Here is a 20,458-nt window from a genome sequence, read left to right as displayed (position 1 = left end):
CGCCGTGGACGTGATCCGGCCAGGGGGAAGCCGTCCGGCCCGCCGGGCGTTCATGACGACAGCAACCTTCGGTGCCGACGCTGGCGTCCTCCACCGCCCTTGAGTGGGGGCTCTTGTCGCTGCGAGCGCGTCGCTGAACGCACGTGGCAGGCTCGCCGTCGGCGCCGAAACCCGGACTCGTGTGGCGGCGGGCTAGCTCAAAGCTGCGCCAGACTTGCCCGATCCTGCAAAGCGGTCGATCGCCGCCTTTGCGCGCGCAAGGCCGCGCGCATAATCCGCATCGCATCCATGCCGGGGAAATGCATGTCTTCAGCCGCGTCTTCCGCTACGAGCCCGACCAGTTTCGCGCCGTTCGACGGCTTCGCGCCGCAGCGTGAGCTGGCTGCACGGATTGCCCGATTGGTCACGACCGACGGAACACACGCCAGCGAGATCGAAGCCTTGAGCCTGATCCGCGCGTCGGAACCCTCGCAGCCCTGTTCCGCGGTCTACCAGCCCAGCCTCTGCGTGGTGGTGCAGGGGCGCAAGCAGGCGCTGCTCGGCGATGAGGTCTTCGTCTACGACGCGCTCAACTACCTGGTGGTGTCGGTAACCTTGCCCGTGATCGGGCAGATCCTGACGGCCACGAATGCGCAGCCATACCTGTGCCTGCGCATCAGCCTGGATGTGCGCATGCTCGGCGAGCTGGTGCTGCAGGCGCCAGCCGCGCCGCCGCGGCCGGCGGATCGCGCGCTGTTCCTTGCGCGCACCGAGCTGCCTCTGCTCGATGCCTTGCTGCGGCTGGTGCGCCTGCTCGACACGCCGGAGGAAATTCCGGTGATTGCGCCGCTGATCCTGCGCGAGATCAGCTATCGCGCGCTCAGCGGCGATCTCGGCCATCGCCTCCGCGACCTCGTCGTCAGCGACGGCGGCGGTCAGCGCGTCAGCCGCGCGATCGATCTGCTCAAGTCGCGCTACGCCGAGGCGCTGAGCGTCGAGGAACTGGCTGACAGCGCGCACATGAGCGTGTCGGCGCTGCATCACCGCTTCAAGGCCGTCACCAGCCTGTCGCCGCTGCAGTTCCAGAAGAGCCTGCGTTTGCACGAGGCGCGCCGCCTCATGCTCAGCGAGGGCCTGGAGGCCGCGGTGGCGGCGCATCGCGTCGGCTATGAGAGCGCATCGCAGTTCAGCCGCGAATACCGCCGCCTGTTCGGCGCGCCGCCGCGCCGCGAAATCATCGCGCTGCGTGCGCAGCCGCGGGCGGCGGGAGACTGAAAGCGAGCTGAGAGTGAAGAGGAGAGAAAAAGCAGCGGAGGCGTGAATCGCTCGCGAAGCAGTGCCGAGGTCGCTTGAGAGGCTACGACGAGAACGGCTGTTGCAGAGCCGGTTCGCCGACACGTCGTCTTCTCGCGTCTCTTCACGCTCGACGCGCCCTACGGTCGCACGGGTGGCGAACTGCGCCGGGATCTGACCGACGGCTACCACCTGCGTAAGCGCCCGCCCAGGCCGTACCGCTCGATACGTTAGCCTCTTCGTTCGACAATGATTTAGTGCAATTGTGCGCATAGAGCAGACGGCTCGGCCTTGCCGACTCGCTGCGGCAGCTCAGTGACGCCCGGCCGCCGCTGGACCGTCGCGGTCCGACGGCGGCAAGGTTCTTGCCGCTGCCGCTGCGGCGCTTGGCGCCCGTCTGGTGTGGCCACGGCAGCGCTGATCCGGAAATCCGGTCAGCGCCGTCGTGCCTCGCGCCATTGCTTCACTCGGTCTTCGTCTCACGCGGTGTGCCGCCGGTGCCGCCCGTGGCGCCGCGCGGGAAATAGCCGCGGGCAAAGTCGCGGTCGCCCATCACGGTGACATCGAAGAGGCAATTCGCGAGCTTCGTGTCGTTCTCGATGCCGACGCAGACCTCCCGCGCCAGATCGGGCCGCATGGTCGTCAGCGTCGGCCGCGTCGGCAGCAATGGCGTGCGGCAGGGCTGGCCGCTCGGCGTGGGCCAGTTGCGGTCGGTGAAGTTGGCAGTCGAGGTGCCGCTCGCATAGTCGAACAGGCTCGTCGACGAGGTGACACGCCAGGCGTCGGCGAAAGTCTGGTTCAGCACGACGTGCCGGTTGCTCAGCGGTCCCGGCATCGGTCCGAACGACGATCCGTCCGGCGCGCGTGGCAGCCAGTCGCCCGCGAGCACGGGGCCGGCGATGCCTTCGCGCGCTGGCGTGTTGCGCACGTCGATGTCGAGGTACCAGTAACCCTGAGAGGCCCAGTACAGCGGCGTGACGGTGACGTCGGTGCCGTCGGCGAAGTGGAGGTCCATGCCCGGACCGGGTACGGATGCAACCACGGTATTGCCGCCGCCGAGGTTGATCGGCGTGACCGGCAGCTGTACGACGCGGCCGTCGATACGGACCTGCATCTCTTCCTTGTTCGCCGATCCGCGCAGGGGCTGGTAGCTGACGCGATGCGTGCCGACGCGTGCGGCGACCGCGGTGTTGAGACTGACGCAGCTCGCCAGGCCGGTATAGGGATTGGCTGGCGGCGTGAAGGTGGTCTGCACTGGTGACTGGCGGCTCTGAACTTCAAATCCGGTATCGGAGTTCTTCAGCACCACGAATTCGCCGGCAGCCTGGAAATCGTAGTTGACGCCATTGGTCGTCGTGATGTGCGGATCACCCGAATCCCCGGCCGAAGGGTCTGGCGGCGCGTTGCAGTAGGCGTTCTTGAACGCGGTGGCCACGACGCTCGCGGTGCCCGGCGAGAACTGCGGCATGGTCGTCGCGATGGCCGCCGGAAGAACGGTGCCGCAATAGCCGGGCAACTGGTTCGACAGATGCGGGAAGCGCCCGGCGCTGAACTTGACATGGCAGCTGCTGCAGACCGTAGGCACGGTCGGAAACGCCTGCGACAGCTGGTTCTGCGGCCACGCCGCGGGCACCAGCGGGTCGTAGCGGTTGGGTGCGAACGTCGGCAGGTTCTGCGGCGCCAGCGGCAGCGTGCTCCATACGGCCGGACCGAGATTCGCGTTCGGATGCGTGATGTAGGGATTCTCGCCCGCGTGGCAGTCGGTGCAGACGTCGCCGGTGCCGCCCAGCAATTCGTTGCCGCCGGCCTGATAGCGGCCCAGCGGATCGACCACGAGGTTGGGTACCCCGATCGGTATCGTCGCCCCGGCCGGGAACGAGAAGCCAAGGCCGCCCATCTGGTTATCCCAGAAGCAGACCTTGGAGGTCACCTGGCTCAGGCAGATGACGCCGTCGAGCATGACTGTCGTCATCGCGTTGTTGGTGTAGCGGGGCAGGGCGTAGCACATACCCGCGGGCGACGTGCTCTTGTACGTGCGCAGTTCCGCCGGCGTGCCCACGATGAACTGCAGGGCCTGAGGAATGAAGCCTTGCACCTTCCAGCCGGCCAGGCCGGCCGGGTCCATGACGCCGATGGATGGCGGGATCGGCACGCTGTTGGCGATGCATTCGTTGATGTAGGCCAGGCCCGAATTGAGCGTAGCGGTCTTCAGCGATGGCGCGGGCTGTCTGAGTCGGATTGCCTGCAGTTTCTTCATGAGCGCAGGGCCGGGGTCGAAGGCGTCGCCACGCTGGCGGTGGGCGCCGTACGACTTGTCCGGCAGCGTGAAGGTCAGTGCGAAGTCCAGAGCGCGCAACTTGCCGAGCATGCGATCGTCGTTTTCGTGCGGCCCTGATTGGGCGAACAGCCAGTCGAGCGCGCGCTGCTCGAACGCGAGACGTGTCTGGCCTTTCTCGGGTACGCCATCGAACAGCTCGTTCTCGAACTGCGCGAACTCGAACGCCTTGCGTTCATCGAGACCGGCGCTCAGCTCCGCGCGATACCAGGCCTGTGCCTGCGCCACGAATTCCAGGCTCAGCGGAATCTGTTTGCCGGAAGCGTCGAAGAATTCGCCGTGGCCGGTATAGGCGATGGGCTGTTCAGACCCGGCGCTCGCCTGCATCGACCACAGGCTGGCGCAGACGGCGATGAAGCTCGAAACGACGGAAACACAAAACCATTGCGATTGCGATCTGGCCTGCATGGAGGTTCTCCCGTGGGTGATCGTGCCGGCGGACGATACGCCTTCCCGGGATAACAAGACACATTATTCCAAATAGTTTTTTTCTACTTGGTTCAATATAGAAAATTGATGGGTCATGGATTCTGCCGTGGGCGCGTCGAAGCGAGCTCGGCGCTACCGGTGCGGCGCGATCGGTTAGCACCCGGCACCCGCGCAAGTGCCGGAGAACTGCCGCGGGTGTCATTGATTCATATGCATAACTGCAGCAAAGCCGCTCACGCGCGTGCGGGTTTCGCCGCCTTTCGCCGGGCCGCGGTCGGCGCGCGCCAGATCATGTAGACATCCGAGCGGCTGTAGTGCGAGTCGGGTTTCAGGTTCGGCTGATGCGCAAAGCCCATGCTCTCGTAGAGCTTCAGCGCCGGCGTCAGGCGCGTGCTGGATTCGAGGAACAGGGTCGTGCCGCCGCGTTCCTGGAACACCTCTATCGCGCGCGCGAGCAGGCGGCGTCCGACACCGAGGCCCTGGTGGGTCTCGTCGACGGCCATCTTGGTGAGTTCGAACACGCCGGGCGATTCGACCTTGAGTGCGCAGGTGCCGATGACCTCGTCGTCGAGCAGCGCGAACAGCACCTCGCCGCCGCCCGCGAGGATTTCGCCTTCGGGGTCGGACAGCACCCGGTGGTCGATGGCCTCCAGGTAGAAATACTTGCGCAGCCAGTCCGCGTTGAGGCGATAGAAGTGCTCGCGCAGCGCCGGATCGAAGCCGACCACGCGCACACGCGCGCTGTCGCCGGCCTGGCAACGCGCCGCGATGGCCTCGGCCAGTCCGTCGCCGAGCACGCGCTCGAAGCGCGCGAGTGCCTGCAGCACATCGACGTCGGCGGCGGCGCAGCGCTGTTCGAGTTCCTGCACGATCGCCTTCCAGGCCGGGCGCACCTGGCGCAGCGCATCACTGGCCTGGGTGGTCAGGCCGAGGCGGCGGCGACGCCGGTCCGCCGGATCGTCGACGACGGCGAGCCAGCCGCCGGCGACGAGCTTGTCGGCGAGCTGGCTGACCGCGGAATGGGTCTGGCCGATCTGCGCCGCAATGTCGCCGACGGAGTGAGGCCCCTGGTCGTGCAGCAGGCGCAGCAGCGGAAACCAGCGTCCCTGCAGCGGCAGGCCGCGCAGGCGGTAGACCTCGTCGGCCAGCGCGTAGAGCTGGTCGCTGATCGCGCGCAGACGGCTGCCCAGGGCCAGCAGACCGAGATCGGCAAGAAATGGCATGGCGGAATCTTTGTGGTTACGTAAGTATTAACATAAATTCTCGGGCCCGTGGCTGCAAGATCCATCTGCACGGCCGGGGGCAGGCCGCTGGCGCCGCGCCATTTACGCGCGCAGGAATGCGCCGGATCATGTGGCGTCGTCTTCGTAGCAGGTCCGCCATGCCGCATGCCACTGTTTGCCCATCCCGCAGAACCGGCGGTTTCGCTGCGGCCGCTGCCTTGGTCTTCCTGACGTCGGTCCCGCTGTCGGCTGCTGCCGCCGTGCCCGCGCCGCTACCGAAATGGAGCTACGCGGGCTGCAGCGCCGGCAACTGCCAGACCGGCTGGTACGCATCGCCGGCGGTCGGCGACATCGACGGCGACGGCCAGGCCGAAGTGCTCTGGGGCGGGCAGAACCTCGGCGCCTACAACGGCGCGACGGGCGCGAGCGAATGGCAGGTCACCGCCGCCAGCCGCATCTGGCCGGCGATCGCGTTGGCTGATCTCGACGGCGACGGCACGCTGGAGATCGTCGTCGGCCGCAACGGCAACCTGCTGACCGTCTATGCCGGCAACGGCACGGTCCGGACCGGCTGGCCGAAGAACCCGTTCGCGAACGGCGAAGTGCGCACGCTCGCGCTGGAAGACCTCGACAACAACGGCGACCTCGAGATCATCGTCGGCCGCGCGAGCAGCGGCGGCGACCGCCAGGTCAGCGTCTACGAACACGACGGAACCGTGCGGCCGGGCTGGCCGGCGCGACGTACCGGAGAACCCGGCACCGGCGCGGGCATGTACAACGAGAATGTCGCGGTCGGCGATCTCGACAGCGACGGCACGCCGGAAATCTACGCGCCGACCGATACGCACTACATCACCGCGCTCGCCCCCAACGGCGACCAGCGCCGCACCAGCACGATCTACGGACTGTCCGGCGGCCAGCCGAAAACCTGGGCCCAGGTCGGCGTGCATGTGGACCAGGCCGCCGACCTCGCCGGCTTCGCCGATTGCGGCGTGCAGCATCGTCCCAATTTTGCCAATGCGGCGCCGGCCATCGCCGACCTCGATGGCGACGGCACGCTCGAACTCGTGGCACCCGGCGATGTATACAACTGCGCACTCGGCGATCCGGCCGGGGATCTGTACTACCTGCCGTGGATACTGCGTCACGACCGCACGCGCTGGACCGGTTCGGGCTTCGACTGGACCGTGCTGCCGCCGCAGGGCGCGAGCGGCGCGGCGCTGACGCAGGACTTCGGCATCATCGAAAGTTCGGTCAGCAACGCGGTGCTGGCCGATCTCGACAGCGACGGCCGCCAGGAAATCCTGTTCGCGAGCTACGACGGCAAGCTGCATGCCTGGTGGCTCGACAAGACCGAGAAGCACAGCTGGCCGTATACGGTGCCTGGCACGGGCTTCCGCTTCGCCGCCGAACCCGTCGTCGCCGATCTCGACAACGACGGCTGCGCGGAAGTGATGTTCACGTCCTATCCGGAAAAGCGCGACAACCTCGTCGGCCGCCTGCACGTACTGAACTGCCGTGGCGAGAGCCTGCACCAGCTCGATCTGCCGGCGCCGCGCGGCGAGGACTGGAATGGCGGCCTCGGTGCTCCAACGCTCGCGAACCTCGATGCGGATGCGGATCTGGAACTCGTTGCCGGCACCGCACAGAGCGGTGTCGTCGCCTGGGACCTGCCGGGCAGCGCGAACGCGCGCGTGCTCTGGGCGACGGGCCGTGGCAGCCAGCAACGCAGCGGTCGCGTGTTGCGGACGGACCGGATATTCCGCAACGGCTTCCAGTAGGTGCGGTGGCTGACTTGCTCGCGGCGTTTCACCACGAATGGTCCTGCGCTGTGCCTTGTCAGCGCATCACGCTCATCTGTCACGCGGTGCAGTGGATCGAACCGTGCCGTCCGGCTTCCCGTGGATCGGCCGGTTAGGCCTCGTAGCGGATCGCGACGATCTCCAGCCGCAGATCGCCGGCCGGCCGGCGCCACAGGACTTCCTCGCCGACCTTGGCGCCGAGCACGGCTTTCGCGAGCGGCGACAGCCAGCTGACGCTGCCGTGCTCCGCGTCGGCCTCATCCTCGCCGACAATGCGGTAGGTGGCCTCGACGCCGTGTTCATCGACCACGTCGACGCTGGCCCCGAACGCGACGCTGTCCGCCGGCTGCTGCGCCGGATCGACCACGATCGCGCTGGCGATGCGCGCCTCGAGCCAGCGCATCTCACGCGCTGCGGTTTCGCGTGCGAGCTCGTCCTCCAGCGCAACGCCGTCGGCACTGTCCGCGCGCAATTGCGCAAGGCGCTGCTGCTGGCGCGCGAGGCCCGCCAGCGTGGTGTGGTTCGGATGCTCGCTGAGCGGAATTTCCGGCAGCGGCTCGATACGGTCGGATTCTTTGACGAAGGCTCGGCTCATTAAACCGACGTTGGCCCTGGCTGGGCGAATTCAATAGGCCTATTCCAGATCATCCGCAAAGATCCGGTCCGTCACACCCGCGATCTCCGCCAGCGCCGCGACGTTCATGCGCACGATATGGCCGCCGAGCGTCGGCGAGGTGCCGAGGTTGTTCATGTTGGCGGGCAGGTCGGTGGTCTTGTGGTAGTGCGGATAGGCCGTTCCGCCGCGGTGGATGCTGAAGACCGCGCGTACGCCGCGGTTCAAGTACGGTTGCTGGTCGGAGCAGCAGGCATTGGTCGCCTTGACCACGCTGAGTGAAGGCACGTAGTTGGCCGCGGCGTCGGCGAAGCGGTCGCGCATCGCGACGTTGGCGGCGAGGTTGCCGCCGGGCGAAGTGCCGGTCGCGGTGGACAGGGTCACGCCGAATCCGCCGGCGCCGTTGTCCCAGCCGATCATGTCCATGTTGGCCATGACTTCGACCTTGGCCAGATCGCCGCTCGTGGCGAGATCGGCGGCATGCGCGGTGCTGCCCCAGAGGCCCTGTTCCTCACCGGCGTAGCACATGAAGATCATCGTCTTCTCCGGCTGCGACGGCACGAGCGCGCGCGCGGCTTCGATCACGCCGGCGCAGCCTGAGGCGTTGTCGTCGGCACCGGGCGTCGGCGTCGGCAGCGCGGCATTTTCCTGGCGCGAATCGTAGTGCGCGCCGACGATGATCCACTGGTCCGGATACTTCCAGCCGGTGATGCGCCCGGCGACGTTGTGGCGTGTCGCGGAATTGCCGGACAGCGTCATGGTGAAAGTGGGTTCGCTAGCTTCCAGGCCCAGCGCCTCGAACTGCGAGCGTATCCATTGGCGCGACAGGTACAGGCCTGACGCGGGATCGGTGCTGCTGTTGTGGCTGGAGCGGTCCCAACTGGTCAGTTGCGAAACCGTGTCGAACCAGCGCTGGCCGTCGACGCGCGCGGCCACGGCGGCGATCAGCGGGTCGGCCACGCGCACGGCGCGCGCGGCCTCGCGATCGAGCCGGTGCTGGCGAAGTACGACGGTATTGGGCTGCAGGCGTATCCATTCGGCTGCGCCGATGTGTTCGGGATGCTGGCTCGTCAGCGCCGCGAGGCGCTCCGGGTCGGCTGGCCAGCGCATGAGTTCATAGCTGCCGTCGATCGGCGTCAGGCGCAGGTCGGCCGGTGCCGGGCCGTCGCCGCAGCCGCGCGCATGCAACACCAGATCGGCTATGCGCAGCGCGCCGAGCGCACGCGCCTCGCGGTGCGCGGGCGACTGCGCGCGCAACACGGTTTCGTCGCCGGCGAGCAGCAGCTGGTCGCCGAGTTCCAGCCACCAGTCCACGCCCTTGGCACGCTTGTACGCCTCCACCTGCGCGTGGCTGGTGCTGCGGATGTCGAGCAGCAGGGTCTGGCCGGCGGCCAGCGCAGACGAACTCGCGGCGGCCAGCAGAAGGCCGGCGAGGGCAGGGAAGCGGCGCATGGAAGTGTCCTCGGATCGGAAAACCGGACCGGGACGCTAGCACGGACGACGGAGCGCGGCTCGGCCTGATTCCGCACTGCGGCGTACTGACGGTCAGCAGTGCGATCCGCCGAAGTACCGCACCCCATCGCTGCTACCGCCGTGCGCTTGCTATGGTCGCAGCCTCATCCGCCTGCCTGAACCCTGGAGAACACCATGCTCGCCCATCTGCCCGCCGTCGTCGTTGTACTCACCGTGCTGCTGCTGATCTTCGTGACCTGGCTGGTAGGCGGCGCGCGCGCGCGCTACGGCGTGAAGGCGCCGGCGACGACGGGCAACGAGAACTTCGAGCGCGTGTTCCGCATGCAGATGAATACGGTCGAGAGCACCGTATTGTTCCTGCCGGCGCTGTGGCTGGGCACGCAGTACGGCTATCCGCAGATCGCCGGCATCGCCGGCCTGGTCTGGGTCGCAGCGCGGTTCTGGTATGCGATGGCCTACTCGGAAGCCGCAAACAAGCGCGGCTTGGCCTTCATGATCGCTTCGACGGCTGCGCTCGTCGCGTTCGCCGCGGGCTGCTGGGGCCTGCTGCGCGCGCTGATCGGCTAAAGCCAGCCGGCGGCTCCTGATATTTCCGCGCCGTATGCGGCGGCATCGCGCCGCATCATGTCCAAACGGAAATGCGGCGAAACCGCGCCGCATCATGTCCATACCGAATGCGGCGAAACCGCGCCGCATCCGGCAAAAAATCCAAACCTTCAATCCGCTTACACCGCACTGCAACATTCGGCGCCGAGCATCCCGCCGCCGCACTTCACCGCGGCTTTCCTGGCTGCGGACGAAGCACATGGCGGGTACGAGTCGACGCGAATTCCTGCGCCTGGCGGCGCAATCGGCCGGTGCGGCCGCGGTCATGGCGGCACTGCCGCCGGCGATACGCGAAGCGCTCGCGGTGCCGGCCGCGCGCGTCACCGGCACCATCAACGATGTCGAACACGTCGTTGTGCTGATGCAGGAAAACCGCTCGTTCGATCACTACTTCGGCGCGCTACGTGGCGTGCGCGGCTTCGACGATCCGCGCACGATCCGGCTGCCCGGTGGTGCGAGCGTGTGGCAGCAGCCGCGCACCGGCGGCGGCGACGTGCTGCCGTTCCGCCTCGACACCCAGCTCAGCAGCGCCCAGTGCATGGACGACATCAACCATGACTGGAAGGGCAATCACGCGCGCTGGAAGAATTTCGATCACTGGGTGCGTGAGAAGGGGCCGATGTGCATGGGCCACTTCACGCGCACCGACCTGCCGTTCTACTACGCGCTGGCCGATGCCTTCACCGTCTGCGATGCGTGGTTCTGTTCGGTGCACGGCCCGACCAACCCGAACCGCATGCACCTGTTCACGGGCACCAGCGGCCTGGCCGTGAGCCGGCCCGGCAACCATGCCGTCAACAACGTCGACGACGGGAACTGGACCGCGGACATGACGCGCGACAACGCCGCGTTCAACGCCTTCGACTGGATGACCTACGCCGAGCGCCTGGAACAGGCCGGCGTGAGCTGGAAGGTCTATCAGGAATACGACAACTACGGCGACAACTCGCTGGCCTATTTCCGCAATTTCCGCGGCATTCCGACCTCGTCGCCGCTGTACCGTCGCGGCCGCGACTACGCGCCGGGTTCCAATGCGGCGAACGCCTATGACACGCTGGGACAGCCGCTGATCGAGCAGTTCCGCAACGACGTGAGCAACGGCACCTTGCCGCAGGTTTCCTGGCTCGTTGCACCGTTTTCCATGTGTGAACATCCGCAGGCCGCGCCGGCCTATGGCGAGGCGCTCGCCGCGCAACTGCTCGCCGCGCTCGCGGCAAATCCGGCAGTCTGGTCCAGGACCGTATTCCTGATCACCTACGATGAGAACGGCGGCTTCTTCGATCACGCGCCGTCGCACGTGCCGGCGCTGAACGCAAACCTGGGCCTGAGCACGGTCGCGACGGCCAGCGAAAGCCACAACGGCGTGCCAGTGGGCCTGGGCATCCGCGTGCCGAGCCTCGTCGTCTCGCCCTGGAGCCGCGGCGGCTGGGTCAATTCGCAGGTATTCGACCACACCTCGGTGATCCGCTTCCTCGAGGCGCGCTTCGGCGTGCACGAACCCAACATCGGCGCCTGGCGCCGCGCGATGACCGGCGATCTGACCTCGACGCTGGATTTCAGCGTCGCCGATCCGGCCTGGCCGAGCCTCCCCGATACCCGCACCTTCATCGCCAACGCGGACGCATCCTGCCAGCTCGCCCCGGCTGCGCCGCCGGCGACGAGCGCGCTGCCCGCGCAGGAACCCGGCTCGCGACCGGCGCGCGCGCTGCCGTACGCGCTAAGCGTCAACGGCCGCACCGACTTCGCGACGGGACGCTATTGGCTCGATTTCTTCAACGACGGCGCGGCCGGTGCCGGCCTCAACGTCTATGCGGACAACCGCAGCGACGGGCCGTGGTTCTATTCGCTCGAGAGCGCGACCCAGCTGTCGGACTACTGGAGCGCCCAGAGCGTCACGGCCGGTATCTACGATCTGCACGTCCACGGTCCGAACGGATTCCTGCGCAGCTTCGGCGGCGATCTCGCCGTCGCGCTCGCTGGCGCGAATCCCGAGCTCGTCGCGCTGCACGATGCCGACCACCTCGCGCTCGTGCTGCGGCTGCGCAATGACGGCAGCACGGCGTGTCGCGTGACGTTGCAGGCGAACCGCTACAGCAGCCAGCCCGCGCAGTCGTTCGATCTCGCCGCCGGCGGCAGCGTCGACATCACCTGGGAACTCGACGCGCAGCAACGCTGGTACGACTTCACGCTGACCAGCGACCACGACGCGCGCTGGCTGCGGCGCCTGGCGGGGCATCTGGAAAACGGTCTGCCCGGTGTCAGCGATCCGGCGTTCGGCGCGCGTCGCGAATCGCTGTTCGTCGATGGGTTTGAGCCGGCGGTGTGACGCGTCCGTCCGCGGTCAGCGCGCGAAATAGCATTCCATCGTGCGTCGGTAATCCGTGGCCTGGCTGCGCGCGTCGAGGTTGCTGACCATGCAGCCCGAGAGCCGCGCGCTCTCGGGCGAAACCGGCCCGAGTTGCCTGGCGAGCGAGTTGATCACGTCGTACGCCAGCATCTGGTGGTCGACGCAGTCATACAGCGAGCCCTTGGTGTCGAGGCGGAAGCAGTACATCGACAGGCGGTCGCGGACCTCGCGGCGCTGGCGTGCGACGGCCTGCCGCACGCGCTGCTGGCGGATGTAGTCCGATTCGCGCAGCGGCGCGGCCGTGATGCACGCCTGCGCGGTCCAGTTGCCCTGCAGGTCACGGCATTTGTAGGTCGCGCCGGGCGCACCCAGGTTCAGTGCCAGTGCGACGGCAAACAGTGCGTGCATCGAGCGTCCCCCCCGGAGCCGGTTTTCATCATCGAAGTTAACGCGTTTACGTCCTGCGTCAAGCCGGGCTGAGCAGGTCGCGTGGCCACGGTCACGGAAATCGCACTGCGCGCGTACGTGGCAGAACTGCACAGGCTTGCACGACGCGTGCCGGCTCAGGCTATGCGCGGACGCCGTGTACGCTGCAGCCACCACAGTAGGCTTGCCGGCAGCAGCCAGGCCAGGAACCACGGCCAGCGTGCGCCGGGACGCAGAGCGCGAGCCGGTGCGTGGGCGGGGCCTGCACCGGCCAGCGCGCGCGTCGCGGCGCTGGTCTGCGCCTGGTACAGGGTCGACGCATCGGCCGCAGCGCGCACGAAGAAGCGCGTGACGGCTTCGCCGGCCTGCAGGGTGTGCCAGCCGGTCTCGCGCGGCCAGTAGCCGCCGCACCAGCGTGCGTCGCCGGCGCCGCGCGTTGCGACTTCGGTCACTGCACCGCTCGGTGCGGTGACGCGGAAGGTCGCTTCACGCGCACACAGCGCGGTGCGCTCGAACTGCCACGACAGCGCCGGCGGCACCGGAAGCACGGCCTGGCGAGGCCGCGCGAGCGTGTCGAGCGCGCCGGCCCACAGCGCGTCGTGCAGTGCGCCCTGGCCGCTGGTGACGAGTGTATGGCTGCCCTGCAGCCACCACGCACCGATGCGGCCCTGGCCGCGGTTGCGCGCGACGGCGAAGGCATCGCCGTCGGCCGCGCGTGCGACCGCGATCAGCGCATCGCCCTTGGCGATCAGCGGCAGACGCTGCAATGCCGCTGTCGCACCCTGACGGGTCTCGCCGGCCAGGTGCAGCGTTGTGGCTATGTCGACATTGTCCAGATCGATACCCAGGCCGCGCCATTCAGCGGTCTGCGCCGCCGTGGGCGTTGCGACCAGGCGCAGTAGCAGGCCCATGCCCGCGTCGGCGGCAGCGAGCAGGCGTGCGCGGGCGGCCTTGTCGAGCGCGTTCCAGGCGCGTTCGTCGACGATGGCGATATCGGTAGCGGCCAGGGCTGCGGCGGACAGGCTGGTGTCGCCGCGCTGCTGCGCAACGCCGCGGCTCAGGCTGATGCGCGCATCGACCGTATGGCCGGCGTCGAGCGCCCAGCGTTGCAGGTATTTCAGGTCCGCATCGGGACCGCCGGACAGCAGCAACAGGCGCAGCGCCGCGCCGTCGCGCACCTGCACCGGCACGGCCAGTCGCTGCAGCTCGCTGCCGTCGGCGGCGAGCAGCCGGAGTTCGTAGCTCAGCTCCGCCGCGCGCGCGGCGAACAGCGTAAAGCCGAAGTGGCCGTCGGCATCGAGCGCCAGCGGTCCCTGGAGGGCGCCACCGGGCTCGCGCAGGACGAGTTGCAGGCCTTGCGCCTGTCCGACCTGTCCGCCGAGCGCGAACGGGTGCCCGGCGCGGATATCGGTCGGCACGTCGAGCGCGATCACGCCGCGCGGCAGCGGCGGCGCGTCGAACCGCAGCGCGAGGCCGCGCACCGCGTCGCGGTCGGCTGCGTCGAGGCCGTCGCCGAGAACGCGCAGTACCGTCGTATCGCCATGCCGACGCAGCGCGGTCGCGAGATCCGGCACGCGCTCCACGCCGGTCGGGGCGGCACTGCCCGGCAGCGCGACCGTGCGCAAGCCCGCCGTGTCCGGCGCGGGTGGCGCTGTGGCGCCTGGCGTGAGCACCTGCAGCGTGTGGTCCGGCGCTTCGTGCAAAGGTGGAAAAACAACGAAGTACAGCAACGCCGGGGCAGCCACGGCTGCGGCCAGGCCGAGCAGCCGGCGCCAGCCGTTCAGGCGCGCGCTCTCCGCAAGACCCAGTGCGGCGGCGGCGAGCAGGATCAGCACGATGGCCAGCGTCGTGCTCATGGTCGCGGCTCCGCGGCCTGCAGCGCATCGAGATAGGCGCGGCCGGCGGCATCGGCCGCCGGGCGGCCGGCGGAAGCGGCGCTCGCGCGTGGCAGCAGCGGCCAGAGGCGCTCGCGCAGATCGTGCAGGCAAGGCTGGCAGGAAGGGGCGCGGCGCAGGCTGTCGGCCGCGGCGGCAAGGTCCAGCGAATCGGCGGACTGCATGCCGCGGCGCTGTTGCCAGGCATCCCAGCGCGCCCAGTCCGGCGCGGCGCCGGTGCGCAGGTCCTGCCAGACCGCATCCAGATCCGCATCCGGCGCGCTCGCCGCGACCGCGGCATTCGCGCCGTCGCGCAGTCCGGCGCGCTCGCCGCTGAGACGGCGCGCTTCGTCCACCGGCGGCAGTTCGAGACCGACGCGCGCGAGGTAGATGCGCGTCGCCTGCTGCACCAGCTTGATCTGCTCCAGCGCGGTGTATTCATAAGGCAGCGCCTGCTGCGGCCGGCCGCTGCGCAGATGCAGCTCGGACTGCCACATCGCCTCGAGCGCGGCCCGCAGGATGCGCTTGGTGTCCGGATCGAGCAGCGTCGCGGCTTCGGTGTGGTCATGGGTATGGCCGAATTCGGCGAGCACGTTGCCGGCGTCGCCGAAGCGCTTCGGCGCGGCGGGCGCGGCCTCGTCGTGCGCGTGGTCGCCGGCTTCGTCGGCATGTTCGTCGGCATGTTCGTCATCGCCGTCCTTCGGGTCCTTCCTCGCCGACGCCGGTGCGTCATGCGCGCCGCCGCTTTCGAATTCTTCGCCGAGGAACTGGCCGTAGCGCAGACGCAGGATCTTCTGCTCCACGCCGAGCGCGTCGGACTTCGCGACAAAGCGATCCTCGTTGAGTGTCGGCCGCTCCGCGATCAGCGCCTCGGTGTCGATGATGAGCTGGCGCTGGCTGCGGAAATACGCCGGCAGGGTCGTGCGCACGAGCCCGTCCATGCCGACGCCGTCGTCGGCCAGCGGCGGCGGCAGGCGCAGGATGTAGCTCGCGCTGCGGCTGCGCTGCGCCTGCGGCGCACGGTTGTCGGCGACCTCGAAGCGCACGATGACTTCGTCGCCGGGAGACAGTTCCAATGCCTGCAAGTCGATGCGATGACGGTAGCGCCGTTCGCGCGCGCTGCCCTCACCGCGCAGGCGCTGGGTATCCTGTTTCACGCTGATGTTCTCGCCGTTGCCTTTGGCACGCACGATCTCCAGCGTGGCCTCGCCGAGCCCGTAGTCGTCGCTCGCGCGGATATCGAAATCCCAGGCGTTCTGCGTGCTCTCGCGCAGGCTCAACGTCTTGTCGGGCGCATCGACGCGGATCTGCGGCGGCGCGTCGGCGACGACTTCGAGGCGATAGCGGCGCGCTTCGGCGAGCGGTGCCTCCGCATCGATTTCGATGCGGTACAGCGCCGCCGTTGCGAGCGTGCGGCTGGCGCTCCACTGCGCGCCTTCGCGGGCGAGTTCCAGCGTGCGGCCGTCGTGGAAACGCAGGCGCGCGGCGCGCGGCGGCGGCTGCAGGTCGAGCTGCCAGCGCAGCAGCGTACCTTCGGGCACGCGCGCGTCGAGCGTGTCGCCCTGGCTCGGCGCGATGCCGGTATAGCGCGGCGGCGTACTGTCGAGGCGGCCCGACACGAGGCGTACCGGCGTCGCAGCGGTTATCCCGGGTGCGCTCGGTGGCGGCACCGGCGTCGTTACCGGATGCGGCGACCACAGGCTCAGCAGCAGGATTACGCCGGCCAGTGCCGCGCTGCCGGCCAGCGCAAGCGCCGGCCAGGCTGGACGCAGATCGGGCGCCTGCTCGGCCAGGCGTGTCTGCAGGCGGTGCTGCTGCAACTGCGCGAGCGCCGGCAGCGCGGCGCTGTCGGCGAGCAGCAGTTCGGCGCTGTCGTCGAAGCGCCGGTCGGCCGCGTTCAGCGCACGCGCATACCAGCGCAGGTCGCAGCGGCGGCGTTCCTGCAGCAGCCACGCGCCATAGGCAATTGCGGCCGCGGCCAGCACGAGCAGCGCAGCGCCGTCGCCGATCCGCTGCCGCGCCAGCCAGGCCAGCGCCAGCGCCGGTGGCAGCAACAGGGCGAGGCCGATCGCGCGGCGACGCTGCTGCACGGGACGCAGTCCGGCCAGCAGCGCGCCGCTCATGTCCGACGCCTTGCGCTGTGCAACGACAGCGCGCGTTCGGCCAGCGCCAGCAGCGCGACGACCAGCAGCAGCCAGGATGCGAACGGGCGCGGCGCCGCATCCGCGCGTACAGCGCCAGTCAGTGGTGCGACGGCCGCCGCGGCGGCGCGATCGGGCGGCGGCGCTGCGGGCTGCAGATGCGACAAGAGAAGAGTTGCAAACGTGGAATCCAGCAGCAGCGGCAGCGCCTGCGGCTGCAGCGGCGCGGCGAAGCTCAGCAGGCGGCCGCGGCCGCGTGACTGGGCGCGCAGCAGCGGTGCGTTGCGCGAGTCGCGCGCGAGTACCTCGGCCGGACCTTGTGTGGACTGATCGGGCGTGGCGGTGTCGAGCAGCGCGGTGCCCCCGTCCTCGACCCAGCGCAGCAGCGCCGGCGTGGGCTCGCCGGCGAGCCAGAACACCACGGCCGTCGTCGCATCGAGTGCTGCGTCGGGCGCATCCACGGTGAGGCGATAGCGCTCGGTCCCGCCGCGGTTGCCGGCGGCGACGGCCGCCTGCAGATACCTGGCCGCAGCCGCGTCATCGCGCTGGCGCAGCGAAATACCCAGCGGCGGCGGGGCTGGCGGCGGCACCGGTGCGGCGGGTGCGCTGTTGACGATCTGCCAGTCGACCGCGCGGCTCAGGCGCACGCTGCCGCCGTCGAGGCCCTGCAGCAGCGGCGGCGCGAGAACGTGCAGCGCGACGCCGGCCGGCAGCTCGCTGTCGAGTTCGCGCAGCAGGCTGGCGACGCCGACCGCGTCGTCGCCAGCCGGCGTACGCGCGGACAGTGCCGGGAAATCCGGCAGCAGCCAGTGCCAGTGCGCCATCGGCAGCGCGAGCTGCGCGCGCGCCTGCGCCGCGTCGACGCCGGGCACGACGACGACCCAGTCGCCGGATGCCGCGCGTTCGCCGCGCCAGACCGGCTCGGCCAGCAGCAGTGCGAGCGCGACGAGCAGCACCAGTCGCAGCAGCAACAGGGGCCACTGCTCCAGGCGCAGACGGCGGCGCGGCCGTGCCGGACCGCGGATCCAGCGCAGCGCGGCGAATGGCGTGGTCTTGCGCTGCTGCCGGCGGTGCAGATGCAGTAGCACGGGAATGACGAGCGCGAGCAGCGCCGACAGTCCCAGCGGCAGCAGCAGGCCGACGCTCATGCGGACTCGGCGCCCGGCCGCGTGCCGAACAGCTCGCGCAATGCGACGTCGACCGGCTCGTCGAGATAGTGGCAGGCCAGGCGGATGCCGCTCGCGGCCAGGCGCGAACGCAAGGTCTGCTGCGCGTTCGCGAGTGCCTGCAGATACGCGCTGCGCGCGGAGGGACCGTCGGCCAGCACCTCGTCGCCGGTCTCCGCATCGACGAAGCGGCGGCTGTCGCGGAACGGGAAATCGCGTTCCTCCGCGGTCAGCAGCTGGATCAGCACGACTTCGCGCCGCGCTGCGGCCAGGCGTTCGGCCAGCGCGATCGCAGCGTCGTCGAACGCGTCGGTCAGCAGCAGCACGAGCGAGGCCGGCGCGACGCGCTCCCACAGCGGCAGCAACTGCGCGGGATCTGGCCAGCGGCCCTGCGCCTGCCAGCGCAGCAGTTCCTGCATGCAGCGGTCGCGCTGGCGCGGTCCGCCGTCGGCGGTGACCAGCGACAGTGGCTGCGTCGACAGCGCGGCGACGCCGAAGCGGTCGCCCTGGCGCAGCGCGAGCTCGATCGCACAGGCGGCCAGCGTGCGCGCCGCATGCAATCGTGTATGCGCCGGCGCCGCTTCGTCTGACTGCGCCATCGATGCGGTCGTGTCCACGAGTACCCACAGATCCAGCGGCGAGTCGCGCTCGGACTCGCGCACGAAATAGCGGTCGGAGCGTGCGTACAGTTTCCAGTCGACGCGGCGCGGCTCGTCGCCGGGCGCATACGCGCGGTACTGCGCAAACTCGAGCCCGACGCCGCGGCTGCGGCTGCTGTGCTGGCCCAGCCCGTGCGCGCCGGCCGCCCGGCGCGGCACGAGGCGCAGGTCGCGCAGACGTGCGCGCAGCGCGGGCGTTATGAGTTCTTCAGACATGCAGCGCCTGCCGAGAGGCGAGCCTCGTGGATAGAAGGATGCAACGGCCCGGTTCCATTTCCGACGCTTTCATCCGCGCGGAAATTCCACGCCGTCCAGTACCGCGGCGACCACATCGTCGGCGCTGCGCCGTTCGGCTTCGGCGACGAACGACAGCAGCAGGCGGTGGCGCATCACCGGCGCGGCCAGCGCACGCACGTCCTCGCGCGTCGCCGCGAGCCGGCCGTGCAGCAGTGCGCGCGCCTTGCAGGCAAGCACCAGCGATTGCCCTGCGCGCGGGCCTGCGCCCCAGCGCACCCATTCGCGCACGGGCGTCAACGTGGAGGTTTGCGGCCGCGTCGCGCGCACGAGGCGCGTGATCCAGGTCAGCACGTCGTCACCGACCGAGACATCGCGCACAAGGCGCTGCAGCGCAATGAGTTCCTCGCCAATCATGACGGCCTTGACCGATGCCGTGGCCTGGCCCGTCGTCTGCAGCAGGATTGCGCGCTCTTCCTGTTCGTCCGGATAGTCGACGCGGACGTGCAGCAGGAAGCGGTCGAGCTGCGCTTCGGGCAGCGGATAGGTGCCAGCCTGTTCCAGCGGATTCTGCGTCGCGAGCACGAAGAACGGCTGCGGCAGCTCATGCGTGACGCCGGCATAGCTCACCGTGCGTTCCTGCATCGCCTCGAGCAGCGCGGCCTGGGTCTTCGGCGGCGTGCGGTTGAGTTCATCGGCCAGCAGCAGGTTCGTGAACACCGGGCCGCGCTGGAACTTGAAATGGCGCCGGCCGGTGCCGTGGTCCTCCTCGAGGATCTCGGTGCCGAGGATGTCGCTCGGCATGAGGTCCGGCGTGAATTGGATGCGGTGGAAATCCAGGTGCAGCGCCTGGCCGAGACTGCGCACGAGCAGGGTCTTGCCGAGTCCCGGTACGCCTTCGAGCAGGCAGTGGCCGCCCGCGAGCAGCGCCGTCAGCAACTGTTCGACGACCGCGTGCTGGCCGACGATGGCCGTGGCGATGGCTTCGCGCAGCGCCTGCAGACGGTCGAGCTGCGATTGCAGCGATTGTTCGGTAAGCGGCGTGCTCATGCGGTAGATACCCGGAAATCGTTGATGATCTGATGGAGCGATACAGCGGCCATTCTCGAACGAACTCCGGCGCCGGAAGGACTGCCATAGGTAAGGGCGTCGACACGGCGTAGCGACTGCGGCCGGGAATCCGTTGGCGAAGAAGGCGCCGCGCCGCATCGGTGATCGCTAAACTCGCCGTCCTGCCGTTCTACTCCGAGGATTCCCGATGGCGTTTGTCCCACGTAGTGTCGTCGTTGCGTTGAGCGCCTTGGCGCTGACGTCGTGCGCCAGCATGTCCAACCGGCCGACCGATGAGATCGTCGCGTCGATTCGGCAGAAAGAACGCAAGGTCGTGCGCATCGCTGTTCCCGGCACGGTCGAGGAAACCATCGCCCGCCTTGAACAGAAGGCCAGCGCGTGCACGCCTGCGACGATCAGGAGCTCCGGCTCGATGCCGTCCGGCAGCGGCGGCCTGGTGTCGGTGTCGCCGACCATCCGGCAACGCCTGGAAAGGGGCACGACGGCGGCCGGGGAAACCTGGCTCGCGCTGCGCATGGACAGTGTGCTGCACATGGTCGCTTTCGCGGTCGCGATCCGGCAGGTCGATCCCACGACGCTGGAGGTCAGTGCGTTTCCGGCCGATGCGCGCAAGCCCGACGCCATCCGGCAGTCGGTGGAATCGGGCACGCTGTTCTGCGACTGGCGTGACTTCAGCTATCCCTACGATTGAACGCGAGGTCAGCAGGCTAGCCCTTACGCAGTCAGCGCATAGGTCACGATGTTGACCGCGAACTTCGTGTTGTCCTCGGCCAGCCAGCGCTTGTTG

General features: G+C 69.0%; 15 protein-coding genes. 5 read left to right on the top strand and 10 right to left on the bottom strand.

Going from position 1 to position 20,458, the window contains the following annotated elements; genetic code table 11:
* The first annotated feature begins 303 nt into the window (after positions 1-303).
* Positions 304-1,254: an AraC family transcriptional regulator gene (locus RUU78_RS22420; protein WP_313919986.1), complete on the top strand. Its 951-nt coding sequence runs from the start codon at positions 304-306 to the stop codon at positions 1,252-1,254.
* Between the two features lie 481 nt (positions 1,255-1,735).
* Here RUU78_RS22420 and RUU78_RS22415 read toward each other — a convergent pair whose 3' ends face one another.
* Together RUU78_RS22415 and RUU78_RS22410 are read right to left on the bottom strand one after the other, a co-directional pair.
* A complete protein-coding gene (locus tag RUU78_RS22415) occupies positions 1,736-4,015 on the bottom strand; it encodes a hypothetical protein (RefSeq protein WP_313919985.1) in 2,280 nt (759 codons plus the stop codon).
* Between the two features lie 254 nt (positions 4,016-4,269).
* A complete protein-coding gene (locus tag RUU78_RS22410; protein WP_313919984.1) occupies positions 4,270-5,259 on the bottom strand; it encodes a bifunctional helix-turn-helix transcriptional regulator/GNAT family N-acetyltransferase in 990 nt (329 codons plus the stop codon).
* A gap of 218 nt (positions 5,260-5,477) precedes the next feature.
* Between RUU78_RS22410 and RUU78_RS22405 the strand changes: the two genes are divergently transcribed.
* Complete coding sequence (locus RUU78_RS22405) at positions 5,478-7,040, top strand: VCBS repeat-containing protein (protein WP_313919983.1); 1,563 nt, start codon at positions 5,478-5,480, stop codon at positions 7,038-7,040.
* Between the two features lie 133 nt (positions 7,041-7,173).
* Here RUU78_RS22405 and RUU78_RS22400 read toward each other — a convergent pair whose 3' ends face one another.
* Both RUU78_RS22400 and RUU78_RS22395 read right to left on the bottom strand, forming a co-directional pair.
* Entirely contained in the window at positions 7,174-7,656 is a 483-nt protein-coding gene (locus RUU78_RS22400) for a GreA/GreB family elongation factor (RefSeq protein ID WP_313919982.1), read from the bottom strand.
* Between the two features lie 39 nt (positions 7,657-7,695).
* Positions 7,696-9,126 (bottom strand): M28 family peptidase, encoded by a 1,431-nt coding sequence (locus RUU78_RS22395; protein ID WP_313919981.1) that lies wholly within the window; start codon positions 9,124-9,126, stop codon positions 7,696-7,698.
* Between the two features lie 195 nt (positions 9,127-9,321).
* Between RUU78_RS22395 and RUU78_RS22390 the strand changes: the two genes are divergently transcribed.
* Both RUU78_RS22390 and RUU78_RS22385 read left to right on the top strand, forming a co-directional pair.
* Positions 9,322-9,714, top strand: coding sequence for an MAPEG family protein (locus tag RUU78_RS22390; RefSeq protein ID WP_313919980.1), 393 nt, complete (start codon positions 9,322-9,324; stop codon positions 9,712-9,714).
* A gap of 238 nt (positions 9,715-9,952) precedes the next feature.
* Positions 9,953-12,079 (top strand): phospholipase C, phosphocholine-specific, encoded by a 2,127-nt coding sequence (locus RUU78_RS22385; RefSeq protein ID WP_313919979.1) that lies wholly within the window; start codon positions 9,953-9,955, stop codon positions 12,077-12,079.
* Between the two features lie 15 nt (positions 12,080-12,094).
* Here RUU78_RS22385 and RUU78_RS22380 read toward each other — a convergent pair whose 3' ends face one another.
* From RUU78_RS22380 to RUU78_RS22355, 6 genes are all read right to left on the bottom strand, one after another.
* Positions 12,095-12,508: a hypothetical protein gene (locus RUU78_RS22380; RefSeq protein WP_313919978.1), complete on the bottom strand. Its 414-nt coding sequence runs from the start codon at positions 12,506-12,508 to the stop codon at positions 12,095-12,097.
* 155 nt (positions 12,509-12,663) lie between these two features.
* Entirely contained in the window at positions 12,664-14,382 is a 1,719-nt protein-coding gene (locus RUU78_RS22375) for a hypothetical protein (RefSeq protein WP_313919977.1), read from the bottom strand.
* Positions 14,379-16,523, bottom strand: coding sequence for a hypothetical protein (locus RUU78_RS22370; RefSeq protein WP_313919976.1), 2,145 nt, complete (start codon positions 16,521-16,523; stop codon positions 14,379-14,381). Before RUU78_RS22370 ends, RUU78_RS22375 begins: the two co-directional genes overlap by 4 nt.
* Positions 16,520-17,689: a BatA domain-containing protein gene (locus RUU78_RS22365; protein ID WP_313919975.1), complete on the bottom strand. Its 1,170-nt coding sequence runs from the start codon at positions 17,687-17,689 to the stop codon at positions 16,520-16,522. Before RUU78_RS22365 ends, RUU78_RS22370 begins: the two co-directional genes overlap by 4 nt.
* The gene (locus RUU78_RS22360) at positions 17,686-18,582 is read right to left on the bottom strand and encodes a DUF58 domain-containing protein (protein ID WP_313919974.1); all 897 of its coding nucleotides are present in this window, start codon (positions 18,580-18,582) and stop codon (positions 17,686-17,688) included. Before RUU78_RS22360 ends, RUU78_RS22365 begins: the two co-directional genes overlap by 4 nt.
* Positions 18,583-18,651: 69 nt before the next feature.
* On the bottom strand, positions 18,652-19,650 hold the full coding sequence (locus tag RUU78_RS22355) for a MoxR family ATPase (RefSeq protein WP_313919973.1): 999 nt from the start codon (positions 19,648-19,650) through the stop codon (positions 18,652-18,654).
* A 208-nt stretch (positions 19,651-19,858) separates the two neighbouring features.
* On the opposite strand from RUU78_RS22355, the gene RUU78_RS22350 reads away from it, so the two are divergent.
* Complete coding sequence (locus RUU78_RS22350; protein ID WP_313919972.1) at positions 19,859-20,362, top strand: hypothetical protein; 504 nt, start codon at positions 19,859-19,861, stop codon at positions 20,360-20,362.
* Positions 20,363-20,458: the final 96 nt, after the last annotated feature.

Origin of the sequence: Tahibacter sp. (assembly GCF_032229445.1) — a bacterium.
Lineage (GTDB): Bacteria > Pseudomonadota > Gammaproteobacteria > Xanthomonadales > Rhodanobacteraceae > Tahibacter.
This window is presented reverse-complemented; position numbering and strand designations above follow the sequence as displayed.